11 protein-coding genes are annotated in these 12,027 nt (G+C 66.3%); 6 read left to right on the top strand and 5 right to left on the bottom strand.

Annotation, left to right across the window (positions count from 1 at the left end; genetic code table 11):
- The first annotated feature begins 53 nt into the window (after positions 1 to 53).
- Positions 54 to 905, top strand: a complete 852-nt coding sequence (locus CAL28_RS17535) for an NAD(P)-dependent oxidoreductase (protein ID WP_094842563.1) — start codon at positions 54 to 56, stop codon at positions 903 to 905.
- 85 nt (positions 906 to 990) lie between these two features.
- Here the strand turns inward: CAL28_RS17535 and CAL28_RS17530 are convergent, their stop codons facing one another.
- Entirely contained in the window at positions 991 to 1,824 is an 834-nt protein-coding gene (locus tag CAL28_RS17530; RefSeq protein WP_094844695.1) for an oxidoreductase, read from the bottom strand.
- Between the two features lie 93 nt (positions 1,825 to 1,917).
- Between CAL28_RS17530 and CAL28_RS17525 the strand changes: the two genes are divergently transcribed.
- Positions 1,918 to 2,889, top strand: a complete 972-nt coding sequence (locus CAL28_RS17525) for an AraC family transcriptional regulator (protein ID WP_440588393.1) — start codon at positions 1,918 to 1,920, stop codon at positions 2,887 to 2,889.
- A 43-nt stretch (positions 2,890 to 2,932) separates the two neighbouring features.
- Here CAL28_RS17525 and CAL28_RS17520 read toward each other — a convergent pair whose 3' ends face one another.
- On the bottom strand, positions 2,933 to 3,826 hold the full coding sequence (locus tag CAL28_RS17520) for a LysR family transcriptional regulator (RefSeq protein ID WP_094842562.1): 894 nt from the start codon (positions 3,824 to 3,826) through the stop codon (positions 2,933 to 2,935).
- A gap of 120 nt (positions 3,827 to 3,946) precedes the next feature.
- Between CAL28_RS17520 and argC the strand changes: the two genes are divergently transcribed.
- From argC to CAL28_RS17505, 3 genes are all read left to right on the top strand, one after another.
- Positions 3,947 to 4,876 carry an N-acetyl-gamma-glutamyl-phosphate reductase gene (argC, locus tag CAL28_RS17515; protein ID WP_094842561.1) on the top strand — a complete coding sequence of 310 codons (930 nt, stop codon included), beginning with the start codon at positions 3,947 to 3,949 and terminating at the stop codon, positions 4,874 to 4,876.
- Between the two features lie 176 nt (positions 4,877 to 5,052).
- Positions 5,053 to 5,976, top strand: a complete 924-nt coding sequence (locus CAL28_RS17510; RefSeq protein ID WP_094842560.1) for an alpha/beta fold hydrolase — start codon at positions 5,053 to 5,055, stop codon at positions 5,974 to 5,976.
- Positions 5,977 to 6,120: 144 nt separating this feature from the next.
- On the top strand, positions 6,121 to 7,293 hold the full coding sequence (locus tag CAL28_RS17505) for an MFS transporter (protein ID WP_254926156.1): 1,173 nt from the start codon (positions 6,121 to 6,123) through the stop codon (positions 7,291 to 7,293).
- Between the two features lie 58 nt (positions 7,294 to 7,351).
- Here the strand turns inward: CAL28_RS17505 and CAL28_RS17500 are convergent, their stop codons facing one another.
- The 3 genes from CAL28_RS17500 to CAL28_RS17490 all read right to left on the bottom strand — a co-directional run bounded on the left by CAL28_RS17500 (position 7,352) and on the right by CAL28_RS17490 (position 10,877).
- Positions 7,352 to 8,824: a 3-deoxy-D-arabino-heptulosonate 7-phosphate synthase gene (locus CAL28_RS17500; RefSeq protein ID WP_094844693.1), complete on the bottom strand. Its 1,473-nt coding sequence runs from the start codon at positions 8,822 to 8,824 to the stop codon at positions 7,352 to 7,354.
- An 89-nt stretch (positions 8,825 to 8,913) separates the two neighbouring features.
- Positions 8,914 to 10,122 carry an MFS transporter gene (locus tag CAL28_RS17495; RefSeq protein ID WP_094842558.1) on the bottom strand — a complete coding sequence of 403 codons (1,209 nt, stop codon included), beginning with the start codon at positions 10,120 to 10,122 and terminating at the stop codon, positions 8,914 to 8,916.
- Positions 10,119 to 10,877, bottom strand: a complete 759-nt coding sequence (locus CAL28_RS17490) for an SDR family oxidoreductase (protein ID WP_094844692.1) — start codon at positions 10,875 to 10,877, stop codon at positions 10,119 to 10,121. The genes CAL28_RS17495 and CAL28_RS17490 overlap by 4 nt, the downstream gene beginning before the upstream one ends.
- A 194-nt stretch (positions 10,878 to 11,071) precedes the next feature.
- Here CAL28_RS17490 and CAL28_RS17485 point away from each other — a divergent pair, with 194 nt between their 5' ends.
- Positions 11,072 to 12,019: a GlxA family transcriptional regulator gene (locus CAL28_RS17485; RefSeq protein WP_094842557.1), complete on the top strand. Its 948-nt coding sequence runs from the start codon at positions 11,072 to 11,074 to the stop codon at positions 12,017 to 12,019.
- Positions 12,020 to 12,027: the final 8 nt, after the last annotated feature.

The following is a 12,027-nucleotide window of genomic DNA, read 5'->3' as shown; positions in this document are numbered from 1 at the left end:
CGCAAGTAATGTACCGATCGATACATATATTGGCCATACACCAGGAGTCGCTTATGGAAATCGGAATCATCGGGCTCGGCGCAATGGGCAAGGAGATTGCCCGCAATCTCGCCGCCGCGGGCCACGCGGTCATCGCCTGGAATCGGTCGGGCGGGGATGTGGCTGGCGTGCGCGTCGCGCAGACGCCCGCGCGGGTCTTGCAGGCCGAGGTGGTTTTGACGATGCTGTCCGACGACGCGGCGATCCGCGGTGTCCTGCTCGACCCTGGCCTTCTGTCGCAAGCCCGGCCCGGCCTGGTGCATGTGGTGTGTTCGACGATTTCCCTGGAGTTCGCGCGCGAACTGGTGGAGTGCCACCGCGCCGCGGGGATCGATTATGTGGCCGCGCCCGTTCTTGGACGCCCGGATGTCGCGGCGAAAGGTGAACTCAATATCCTGGTGGCCGGCGCGCCGGCGGCGATCGGGAAGGCGAGACCCGCGCTGGAAGTCATCGGCAAGCGGATTTGGGACATGGGCGACCAGCCGCCCATGGCTCACGCAGCCAAGATCGCCTGCAACATGATGATCGCGATGGCGATCGAAGCGATGGCCGAAGCCGTGGTACTGACCGAATCCAACGGATTGGGACGGGAGCGCTTCTTCGATTTGATTCTGAACACGCTGTTCGGCAGCCGTTCCTATCAGGTCTATTCGTCCCACATCATCCAGGACCGGCACGAGGCCGGGTTCAAGGCCACGCTGGGATTGAAGGATTTGCGGCTTGCCAACGCGGCGGCGCAAGAGCAGGGGCGGCGGCTGCCGATGCTGGAGGCCGTGCATCGCCGGATGGCCGAAGCGGTCGAGGCCGGGGGCGGAAACAAGGATTGGTCCGTGATGGCCGACTACACCATCCGGTCGGAGGCTTGATCAGGTGAACGCCTGTTCAAGCGGCCGGCGCGCCTGAGCGCGCCACATGCCGCTTCGACCGCCGCCGTGCCGTGGTTGGGAGTGCTCAGCCATCCGTCGAACGCGTGATCGCTTCCCATGCATCGAGTTCGTCCGTCAACGCCGCGAGCTTCTGCCGCACCAGTTTTAGCGCGTCGCTGCCCAGCAGCAGATGCGCCGGCGGTGCGTCGCTTCCGATGACCGCCAGCATGGCATGGGCCGCCTTCTCCGGATCGCCCAGCTGCTTGCCGCTCTTTTCCTCGCGGGCTTTGCGGATCGGATCGAACAGCGCATCGTAGTCGGCAATCGAGCGCGGCGTGCGCGCCATGGAGCGACCGGCCCAATCCGTGCGGAACGAACCCGGCGCTACGGCCGTAACGTGGATGCCGAAAGGCTTCACCTCCTGGCCGAGCGCCTCGGAGATACCCTCCAGCGCGAACTTGCTGCCGCAGTAGTACGCGATGCCCGGCATGGTGATGTAGCCGCCCATCGAAGTGATGTTCAGGATGTGTCCGCGCCGGCGCGCGCGCATATAGGGCAGCACTGCCTTGGTCATGGCGACCGCGCCAAAGACGTTGACGTCGAACTGCCGGCGCATATCCGCCAGCGGGGATTCCTCCATGACGCCTTCGTGGCCGTAGCCCGCATTGTTGACGAGGACATCGATAGGTCCGACGGCCGCTTCGATGTCGGCCACCACGCCGGCGATGGAATCGAAGTCGGTGACGTCCAGCACGTAGCCTGTCGCGTTATCGGGGGCGAGACGTTCGAAGTCCTGCTTCGCCTGTTCGCTGCGCACCGTACCCACGACGCGATGGCCGGCCGCGACCGCCGCCTGGGCCAGGGCCCGGCCGAAGCCGCTGCTGACGCCGGTAATGAGCAGAATCCTGACGGATGACATGGGATAGCTCCGATGAATGTTGGAATGCTTGTACATTAATCTTTTGCAGATGCCCTTATCAGGGCAAAATTTCTTATTTCCTTGCCTATTCTTATGAGCGTGTGCGGAGATGAACAAAATCGCCAGGCCCGGCCGCGCGACGAGCAGCAGCGCATGGCCGCCTTGGTGCGCGCCTTGGCGCCCGACGAGGGATACAACCTGACGGCGCTGCCCGATGTGCGCATCCTGCGTTCGGATCGTCCCCTGTCGCGCGTCCCCGTCCTGTACGACCCTGGCATCGTCATCGTTTGCCAGGGACGCAAGCGGGGCTTCTTCGGCGGCGAGGTCTACCTGTACGACGAACAGCACTATCTGGCGGTGTCCGTGCCGGTGCCGTTTACGATGGAATCCGAGGGGACGCCGCAGCGGCCCCTGCTGGCCATCTACATGCATCTGGACTTCCGCCTTGCCGCCGAGTTGACGATGCAGATCGATCAGCAGCGGACGCCGGCGCCCGAAGAGGTTCCCCGGAGCATGATGTCCAGTCGCATGGACGCGCCGTTGCGGGTCTCGGTGATGCGCTTTCTGGACGCGATGAATCGGCCGCTCGACGCCGCGATCCTGGGGCCCGCCCTGGTGCGGGAACTGTACTTTCGCGTCCTGACAGGCGCGCAGGGCAAGGCGATGCGCTCCGCCTTGGCCATGCAGGGCCAGTTCGGGAAAATCGGCAAGGCGCTGCGTCGTATCCACAGCGCCTATGCGCAGCCGCTGGACCTTGGGCAACTGGCCCATGAGGCGGGCATGAGCGTGCCCACCTTCCACAGTCACTTCAAGATCATCACGCGCACGTCGCCCATGCAGTATGTGAAGTCCACCCGCCTGCACCAGGCACGTTTGTTGATGGTGCGCCAGGGAATGACCGCGGAGGCCGCCAGCCATGCCGTCGGATACGCGAGCCCTTCACAGTTCAATCGGGAGTTCAAGCGGCTCTTCGGGCTGACCCCCGCCGCCGAAACGAAGCGGATGCGGGAAGGGTTCGCCATGCCGCCGGAACCCGCCCGGTCGGATTATGTCTCGTCGCATTGATGCCGGCCGCACATCGGGCAAGCCGCCGGTCCGCCCGAGCCCGTCAGCCTTCGCCTCGTCCTTTCAACTCCCACAACGCGTCCAGTACATGTTGCGTCGCGCGTTCGGCGGGCCCGGCGCGATGGGCGATACCAAGTTCGCGCCAGAGGGCGGGACGCAGCGGGCGCAGGGCGACACGCGTATCCGGCTGCTGCGCGCCTGCCTCGTGCGGCAGCAGCGCGGCACCATAGCCCGCCGCGACGAGGCTTTTGATGGCGTCGTTGTAGTTCAGCTCGATGCGCGGCGCCGGCCGGTAGCCACCCACCGCGAACCATTCGGATGTCAGCCGCGACAGGCGGGTGCTGGCGTCGTTGAGAATCAGCGGCCGTAGCGCGAGCCACGCTGGCGTGACGCGGGCCGGGGCACGCCAGGCGGAGGGCAGGAATGCCATCACCGGATCGCGCCGCCACGGCCGGATGGACAGGCCGGCGACCGGCGCCTGGGGCAGGGCGACCAGGCCCACGTCCAGCTTGCCCTGCGCGAGGCGCGCCAGCGTTTCCTGCGATGTAAGCACGGCGATCTGCACTTCGATATCCGGATGGTGCTTGCGCAGCCGTTCCACCGCCTGCGGCAATAGATGGGCGATGGCGCCAGTGGAGGCGCCCAGCCGAACGCGTCCGGCCAGCCCTTGCACTTGACGGCTGACGTCGTCCAGCGTGGATTCGACTTCGGACAGCAGCCGGCGCGCCCGTTCCACCAGCATTTCCCCCGCCGCCGATGGCCGCACGTTGCCCCGCCGGCGGGACAGCAAAGCGGTGCCGATACGGCGCTCGAGCTCGGCGATATGCAGGCTGACCGTGGGGGGCGCCAGGTGCAGCAGCCGCGCGGCGGCGGCAAAGGACCCGTGGTCGGCAATCGCCACGAGCGTGCGCAGGCGGTCCAGGCTGATCTCGCGCATCGGGCATCCTTGTTCAGAATTCCTGCATCTGTCGATCAGGAAATTCAAGTTTTCCTATTCTCGGATTGAGGTGAATATACGGCAATCCCATCGGCACATACAACGCGAGGGCGCGAAGCCATGAATCTTCCAACCGTATTCATCGACGGCGACCAGGGCACGACCGGGTTGCAGATCCACGACCGCCTGCGGGACCGCGGCGACCTGCGGCTGATCACCTTGCCCGCGGCGGAACGCAAGGATGCCCGGCAGCGCGCGCAAGCGATCAACGATTGCGACATCGCGATCCTGTGCCTGCCTGACGCGGCCGCGCGCGAGGCGGTGGCCTTTATCGAGAATCCGAACGTGCGGGTCATCGACGCGAGCTCGGCGCACCGTACTCAGCCCGACTGGGTCTATGGATTTCCGGAGATGGCTGCGGGACAGGCGCGGCGCATCGCCGAGGCGGTACGTGTCACCAATCCGGGCTGCTATCCGACCGGGGCGATCGCCCTGCTGCGGCCGTTGGTGCAGGCCGGCCTGTTGCCCCGCGACTATCCGGTGGCCGTTTCGGCGATCTCCGGATACTCGGGCGGGGGAAGGGCGGCGATCGAGGCCCACGAGGCAGGCGCATCGCCGTCCGTGGCGCCTTCCCAGGTGTATGGACTGGCACTGGAGCACAAGCACACGCCAGAGATGCAACTGCATGCGGATCTGGAGCACCGGCCCTTCTTCGTGCCGGCCTATGGCGCGTATCGGCAGGGGATCGTGCTGACGGTACCCATCGAGTTGCGCCTGCTGCCGGCCGGCGTCGACGGCGAACGATTGCACGCCTGCCTGGCGAGCCGGTATTCCGGCGAGGCCCATGTCCAGGTGATGCCGCTGGCGCAGGCCGAAGCGACGACGCATCTCGATCCGCTGGCATTGAATGGAACCAACGACCTCAGGTTGGCCGTGTTCGTCAACGCCCGGCGCGGGCAGGTGCTGCTGGCCGCCGTCTTCGACAACCTGGGCAAGGGCGCATCCGGTGCCGCCGTGCAAAACCTGGATCTGATGCTGGGCGGCGCATGAGGGGGTCTTGAAGCGGCATCCATCGACGGGGTCGATCATGCATCGCGATATTTTTCATTTCCAGCCATCGTCATTCGTCTATAGCCTTACGTCGCCGCCCTTTCCGACGGCGATCGCCATAAGGCGATGCCGTGACGCTCGATGCGGCGCACTGGACAACGATAAAGGAGACAACGATGGCACTGGACAATCTGGCGCGCCGCCGCATGCTGAAGCAAGCCTGCGCCGCGCTGGCGGCGTGCGCGACCACGCCCGTCGCATGGGCGGGGCAGACAGGCGATAGCGCGCGACCGCGCATGATTCGCTCCGCGGCCAGCGACGGTGTCGCCCTTGCCGTGTTCGAGGCCGGCAATCGCGCCGGCCCGCCCATCGTATTCGTCCATGGATTCTCGCAAAGCCACGAAAGCTGGGACAGGCAATGGCATGATCCCCTATTGCTTCGCGATTTCCATCTCGTGGCGTATGACCTGCGCGGCCATGGGCAGTCGGATAAGCCGCTGGTACCGGAAGCCTACCGCGATCCGCGAAGATGGGCGGACGATCTGCATACCGTGATCCATGCAACATGCCGTGCCAAGCCATCGGTGGTGGCATGGTCCTATGGAGGACGGGTCATCAACGACTACCTGGGCGTCTACGGCGACGGAGAACTGCACGCGATCAACTACGTGGCGGCGACTTCCACCGGCGACCGCGCCACGCTGGGACGTTCCTATGCGCTGCTCATCGACATGCTGTCGGATGACCCCGCCACCGCGCAACGCGGCACGGAAGCCTTCCTGCGCGCGTGTTTCGAACATCAGCCCTCGGCGGCCGCGATGGCCGAGATGGTGCGCTTCAACAATGAGACGCCGGTTGCCGTGCGTAAGCTGCTGGGCGGCCGTCCGGCGCAATACGATGATGTCCTGCAGCAGGTCCGGATCCCTGTCCTGGTCACTCACGGCGAGCAGGACCAGATCTCCGCGGTTGCAATGAGCCGGCATACCGCCTCGAAAATCGCGCAGGCGCGGCTTTCGCTGTACCAGGGAGTGGGCCATGCCACTTTCTACGAGGATGCACCGCGCTTCAACGGCGAACTGGTCTCACTCGCGCGCGAGTAGCAAAACCGCATCCGCCATTCTGGTTGCAATTTAAAACCAATGCGTCTACGATCCATCTGGTTTTGTTTTGCAACTGGTATGGGGGTCATGAGCAGCGTGTCTTCATTACGGCGCGCCAGTGCCGCGTCCGCGCGGCAGGCAGGCATGTCGAACGGCCTTGTGCTGCTGTTCGCGGCGGCCAGCGGCCTGAGCGTGGCAAACGTCTACTATGCGCAGCCGTTGCTGGACGCGCTGTCTTCGGACTTCGGCATAAGCCATGCGGCAGTCGGGGGCGTGATCACCGCCACGCAGTTGGGCTGCGCCTTGGCCTTGCTGCTGCTGGTGCCGCTGGGAGATCGCCTGGATCGTCGCTGGCTCATGGCCGTGCAGCTATCGGGCCTGGTCTGCGCGCTTTGCCTCGTAGGGCTGGCGTCCGCCACCCCGGTACTGCTGGCCGGGATGCTGGCCGTCGGCCTGCTGGGTACCGCGATGACCCAGGGCCTGATCGCCTATGCCGCCAGTGCCGCAGGCCACGGGGAACAGGGCCGGGTGGTCGGGGCAGCGCAGAGCGGCGTGTTCGTCGGCCTACTGCTTGCCCGTGTATTTGCCGGGGCGGTGAGCGACCTGACGGGTTGGCGCGGCGTCTACTTCTGCTCGGCGGTATTGATGCTGGCGCTGGCCGTTCCGCTATGGCGGCGCCTGCCGGTGCTGGCGGTCGCGCCTGATGTGCCGGGATATGGAAGTTTGATCGCTTCGATGTTTACCTTGCTGCGCAAGGAGAGGGTGCTGCAGATCCGCGGCGTGCTGGCTTTGCTGATGTTCGCGGCTTTCAATATCTTCTGGAGCGCGCTGGTATTGCCCTTGAGCACGCCGCCATGGAGCTTTTCGCACACGACCATCGGCGCTTTCGGCCTGGTGGGCGCCGTCGGCGCGCTGGCCGCCGCGCGCGCGGGACGCTGGGCCGATCGGGGCCTGGGCCAGCGTGTCAGCGGGATGGCCCTGGCCGTTCTGCTGCTTGCCTGGTGGCCGCTTTCGCAAGTGGACCGGTCGTTGTGGGCGCTTCTGGTCGGAATCGTATTGCTCGACCTCGGCGGCCAGGCCTTGCACGTGACGAACCAGAGCATGATCCTGCGCGCGGGTCCGCGGGCCCATGGCCGGTTGATCGGGCTGTACATGCTTTTCTATGCGGTGGGCAGCGGCTTGGGGGCAATAGGCACGACGGTCACCTATGCCCATGCCGGCTGGCCGGGGGTATGTGCCTTGGGCGCCGCGGTGAGCCTGTCTGCCTTGCTGTTCTGGGCGGCGTCGCGTCGCGCGATGCCCGTGGATAGCCGGTGACGAGCCCTTGCTCCATCGCCGTGGGAAGCGTCGGCTTCCACGCGCGGAGGTGCCTGGTCTAGGGATCCACGGGCAGTGCGTCGATCGCCGCTGCCAGATCCGCGACATGGACCATCAATGCGCGGGCGCGGCGCAGAGTCTGGTACTGGTGCAGCACGGCGTGCCACCGGGGCGAGCTCAGCAATGCCTGCCAGACCGGCGCCAGTTGCAGTGCGTCCACCGGCTGGTTCCGTGCCAGCCGGCTGGCGTACTCCAGACTCGCCGGCGCGGACAGCAGTTGCATGCGGCTGGCGGCGCTGAGCAGCCGTGGCGCCGCATCCGCGGGTACGTCACAGCAATAGAGCACCGGCGTGCCGATATCGTCCGCATCCGCATCCGTGTCCGCATCGAGCGTTCGCAGCGAGGCGCCGCGCAGGCACACGACGCCTTGTTGCGTCGTGAAGGGATACAGGGTGTTGGCATCGGCCCCGGCCAGCAGGCGCAGGCCGCGCAACAGGCGGGGAAAGTCCGTGGCTGCGGCGTCGATGGACGCCTTCGCCTCTACCAGCAGGCATACGTCCCATTCTGCCCCAGCATCGGCGTTGCCGGCGGCGGATGCCGTGCCGCAACCGTCGGCGGTCTGCGCGACGGGTCCAGGCATCCGCGCGATAGGCGCCGCGCGCCGCAGCAGCACGGCGTCCCATTCCGTCTTGGCGCGATCGGCGCTGCCCGGAATCGATGCCGGCACGCACATGGACGTGACGACCCGGTAGGCGTCTGCGGCTTGTGCCGCGTTAAGGCGCCGGGCCAGCATATGTAGCGCTTGCGCGGCCGATGCCTCGACCGCCGCGCCGCGCTGTTGCGTGGTTCGGCCCTGTTCGACGGCCGCGGCGCTGCCCGCGCGCGGACCGTTGCGGTCCAGTAGCGCCCGATGCTGGCGCACCAGGTCGTCCGATGCCAGCGCTTCGAGGCGCTGCAAGCGTTGCAGCGCCGGATTGTCGAGCAGCCTGGCCAAGCCGCGTTGCAGGCGGGCATCCGGCACGGTGTCGGTCGCGAGCGTCAGTTGCCGGGCAGCGGCGGCCAGCGCTGTCCATGATGCCGAAGACGCGAACTCGTGCAGGCGCGCCAGTGGCGCGGGCAGCGGGGCTGTCTCTCGTCCTTTTCCCGGATGGGCGACGGCGTCGACGATGGAGCGTACCCGCCGGCGATCGCTGTCGGCGTGGGCCGACAGCGATGCGTATTCGCGCACGTGCGCAACGCGGTGGCGGAGCACCATGGCTTGAAAGGCCGGGTCGCCGCGCTCCGCGCGCATGGCATCGCGGATCAGGCGTGACAGCGCTTGCACGAAAAGGTGTTGCTGCGCCGTATCCGGCGCGTCACCTTGAGCCTGGGCCGCGCGGGCGCGATCGATCGCCACCGCCAGCATCGTCGCCGGATTGGCTTCCAGGGTCTCCGCCGAAGCCGTGGCCATCGCGGCCACACGGTAAGGCCGGGCAACGGTGCGCAGCACCTGCCCTAGCAAGGCGGGGCGGAGTGACGGAGGGCAGGACATATCGGCCGTGGCCCCGGCTTGCGGCATCGCGGGCGGCCGGGTAGGGGGTGGACGATATGCAGTGTAGCGGCGATCGGCGGCCGCCGATCCTACGGGACGTCCGCCAAAGGCCGCGGGGTATGGGCGGCGGCCCCGGCCCTGCGGTCCAAGGCCAGTGCCAAGAATTCCGCCGCGCCGGCGAATACGCCTATCGCCGCGATGACGCCGCGGTCCAGGATGGCCGCTCCCACGGCGCTGCCGATGGAGAATCCCAGATACATCGTCGACGTGTTCAAGGCCAAGGCAACCGATGCCTGCGAGGCATCTCCGGCGGCGATCAGGCGTGCCATCTGGGCCGGGAAGAAAGCCCAGACCGTGAAGCCCCATAGCACCACGCCAACCAGTACCGGAATGAGCGCCGCGTTCGGCGCGAGCACGGCTGCGAGCGCGAGCAGCCAGAACGAAAGGGCGAGCACGAGGAGCGACGCGCGCGCCACGCGCCTGGAGCCGTAGCGGTCGTTCAGCGTGCCGCCCGCCGTGACGCCGAGCGCGGCGGCCAGCCCCCACAGCGAGACGGTCGCATTAATGCCGGCCGCTTCGAATCCCAGGACATGCGTTAGATAAGGCGCGATATAAGGGTAGGCAGCGTAGGCGCCGATGGACCAGAACAGGCTGACGGCGAGCAGGCGCAGCACGGCCGGTTGTCGAACGACGGCCGCTCGCTGCGCCAGCGTCGCGACCGGGATCGCGGCGCCGGCGTCCCGCGCGACGCCCAGGCGGATGCCGGCCATGGCCGTCAGGCTCATGACCCCGACAGCCAGGAAGGTCGCGCGCCACCCGAAGGCATGGCCCACCACCGCGCCCAGGGGCAAGCCCAGGGCGATGGCCAGTGTCATGCCGCCGCTGACGATCGCCAGCGCTCGCCCACGCTTGTGCGGCGAGACGATGACCCCGGCGAGTGCATTCGCGTTGGGCACGTAAAGGCCGGAGGCCACCGCCATCAGGACGCGCGCGCCCATCAGTACGCCGAAATGCGGCGACCATGCCGCCACCAGGTTGCCCGCGGCGAACATCGCCATGGCGAAGAGCAGGGTATCGCGGCGCTTCAGGCGGGCGCTCAGCACCGTGGAAATCGGCGAACTGAGGGACATCGTCAGCGTAAAGACGATGACCAGCAACGCCACTTCCGGGACGCTCATGTAGAAATCCGCCGCCATGGTGGATAACAGCGGCGCGATCATGAACCCTTCGGTCCCGATGGCGAAGGTACCCAGCGCCAGGAACCAGGCTGGGGCCAGTGTTTCCGTGGCGGCTTTCATACCGGAATCGGGTTCTCGGCGATGCTTTGGTTGAACGCATGCACGAACGCGTGTTCGTTCACACCGGGGTTGTCGCGCATGCCACGAATGGCGTCGACGAAAATTTCCGGTTGGTCGCCTGCCAGACCCTTCATCGTTTCGGCGATGAAGGCCTCCAGCGGCATCGCGCGCGGATCGCCGCTCTTTTTGATGAGATCGGTATCGACCCATGGCGGCGCGATTTCCTGCACCGTCACATTGGTATCCCGCAGCATGAAGCGTTGGGACAGTGCGTAGGAATGCAGCGCCGCCTTGGATGCCGAGTACACCGCATTGGTGGCGATGGGGACGTACGCCAATACTGACGTGTTATGGATGATCGTCGCGCGCGGCTGCGCTTTCAGGTGCTCGATGAGCGCGGACGTCAGCCGGATCGGACCCAGCAGGTTGGTATCGAGGATGCCGCGGGAAACCGCGTCGTCGATCAGGCCGGCGGGGTTGTCGAACGGCATGATGCCCGCGTTGTTGATCAGGACATTCAGGGCCGGGTAGTCCGCGATCAGTCTGGCCGCCACGTGGAGGATGTCCTTCGGATCGGAAATATCCAGCTCCACGCCGTCGATTCCGGGATGGGCGGCACCGATTTCATCGAGCAGGGCTTTGCGCCGGCCGGCCACGATGACTTTATTGCCCAATGCGTGGAAGGCTTGCGCCAGGGCGCGGCCGATTCCGGAGGTGCCGCCGGTGATGAGGATAGTGTTGCCAGTGAGTTTCATGTCGGGTCGCGTCATCGATGGTGCAGGCGCGGGGGATATCCATGCGCCGGAGCTATTGCGCCACTTTGATGCAAAACCGACGTATCTCAAATGTCGTTTATCCGTCATTTACAGACATTGCGGCCGATATCGACGTTTGACCGCGGGGAGTGGCGTGCATACACTCATCCGACATTTCAAGACAAGAGGGGCTCATGCGCCAGATCGGCTTGGTCCTGGAGGATGGATTCCAGGTAATGGGGCTATCCGCGTTGTCGGCATTCGAAATGGCGAATGCGCGGCTGGGTCACGAGGGTTATCGCATGACCTTCCTGTCCGAAAAAGGCGGCATGGTGCGTTCCACCATGAACGCCGGTATCGAGACCGTCGCGCTCGGCGTCATGCCCGATACGCTGCTGGTGGCCGGAGAGCTGCTGCCGGGCCCGGTGACGCCCGCGCTAAAGGCCTATATCGTGCGCGCCGCCCGGGAAGCACGGCGGCTCGCGGGACTCTGTACGGGCGCATTCGTCCTTGCCGAGGCCGGGGTGCTGGACGGGCGCACGGCCACCACGCACTGGGCGCATGCCCGTCGCCTGCGGGAACGCTATCCGCGCGTGCAGGTCGACGAGGATCGTATCTTCGTCCAGGATGGCAACATCTGGACTTCGGCCGGCATGTCCGCGGCGATCGATCTGGCCTTGGCGCTGATCGAGGACGATCACGGCGCCCCCCTGGCACGCGAGGTGGCCCGCCGGCTGGTCGTCTATCACCGGCGTCCCGGAGGCCAATCGCAGTTTTCCGCCCTGTTGGAATTGGAGCCGCGCTCGGACCGGATCAGGCGCGCATTGATCCACGCCAAGGAAAACCTGCGCAATCCCCTGACTGTCGAAGAGCTGGCGGATGCGGCGAGGCTGTCGCCGCGCCAATTCAGCCGTGTCTTCCGCGAGGAAACGGGGCAGTCTCCCGCCAAGGCGGTCGAGACACTGCGGCTGGAGGCTGCGCGCGCCATGCTGGAAGACGGCCGTCATCCCATGGATATCGTGGCCCGCGATACCGGTTTCGCCGACCGCGACCGCATGCGGCGGGCGTTCATCAGGACATACGGACAAGCGCCAACCAGCTTCAAGCGCAGCTTGCGCCTGATGGGGGCCGACGCGGAGTGACCGAATCC

Origin of the sequence: Bordetella genomosp. 11 (genome assembly GCF_002261215.1) — a bacterium.
Lineage (GTDB): Bacteria > Pseudomonadota > Gammaproteobacteria > Burkholderiales > Burkholderiaceae_B > Bordetella_C.
This window is presented reverse-complemented; position numbering and strand designations above follow the sequence as displayed.

What these genes read in the sequence shown, in the direction of transcription:
- CAL28_RS17490 (WP_094844692.1), bottom strand. Translation starts at nt 10,877, where the DNA reads ATGAAACTCACTGGCAACACTATCCTCATCACCGGCGGCACCTCCGGA.
- CAL28_RS17510 (WP_094842560.1), top strand. Translation starts at nt 5,053, where the DNA reads ATGGCACTGGACAATCTGGCGCGCCGCCGCATGCTGAAGCAAGCCTGC.
- CAL28_RS17485 (WP_094842557.1), top strand. Translation starts at nt 11,072, where the DNA reads ATGCGCCAGATCGGCTTGGTCCTGGAGGATGGATTCCAGGTAATGGGG.
- CAL28_RS17505 (WP_254926156.1), top strand. Translation starts at nt 6,121, where the DNA reads ATGTCGAACGGCCTTGTGCTGCTGTTCGCGGCGGCCAGCGGCCTGAGC.
- CAL28_RS17500 (WP_094844693.1), bottom strand. Translation starts at nt 8,824, where the DNA reads ATGTCCTGCCCTCCGTCACTCCGCCCCGCCTTGCTAGGGCAGGTGCTG.
- CAL28_RS17535 (WP_094842563.1), top strand. Translation starts at nt 54, where the DNA reads ATGGAAATCGGAATCATCGGGCTCGGCGCAATGGGCAAGGAGATTGCC.
- CAL28_RS17495 (WP_094842558.1), bottom strand. Translation starts at nt 10,122, where the DNA reads ATGAAAGCCGCCACGGAAACACTGGCCCCAGCCTGGTTCCTGGCGCTG.
- CAL28_RS17520 (WP_094842562.1), bottom strand. Translation starts at nt 3,826, where the DNA reads ATGCGCGAGATCAGCCTGGACCGCCTGCGCACGCTCGTGGCGATTGCC.
- argC (WP_094842561.1), top strand. Translation starts at nt 3,947, where the DNA reads ATGAATCTTCCAACCGTATTCATCGACGGCGACCAGGGCACGACCGGG.
- CAL28_RS17525 (WP_440588393.1), top strand. Translation starts at nt 1,918, where the DNA reads ATGAGCGTGTGCGGAGATGAACAAAATCGCCAGGCCCGGCCGCGCGAC.
- CAL28_RS17530 (WP_094844695.1), bottom strand. Translation starts at nt 1,824, where the DNA reads ATGTCATCCGTCAGGATTCTGCTCATTACCGGCGTCAGCAGCGGCTTC.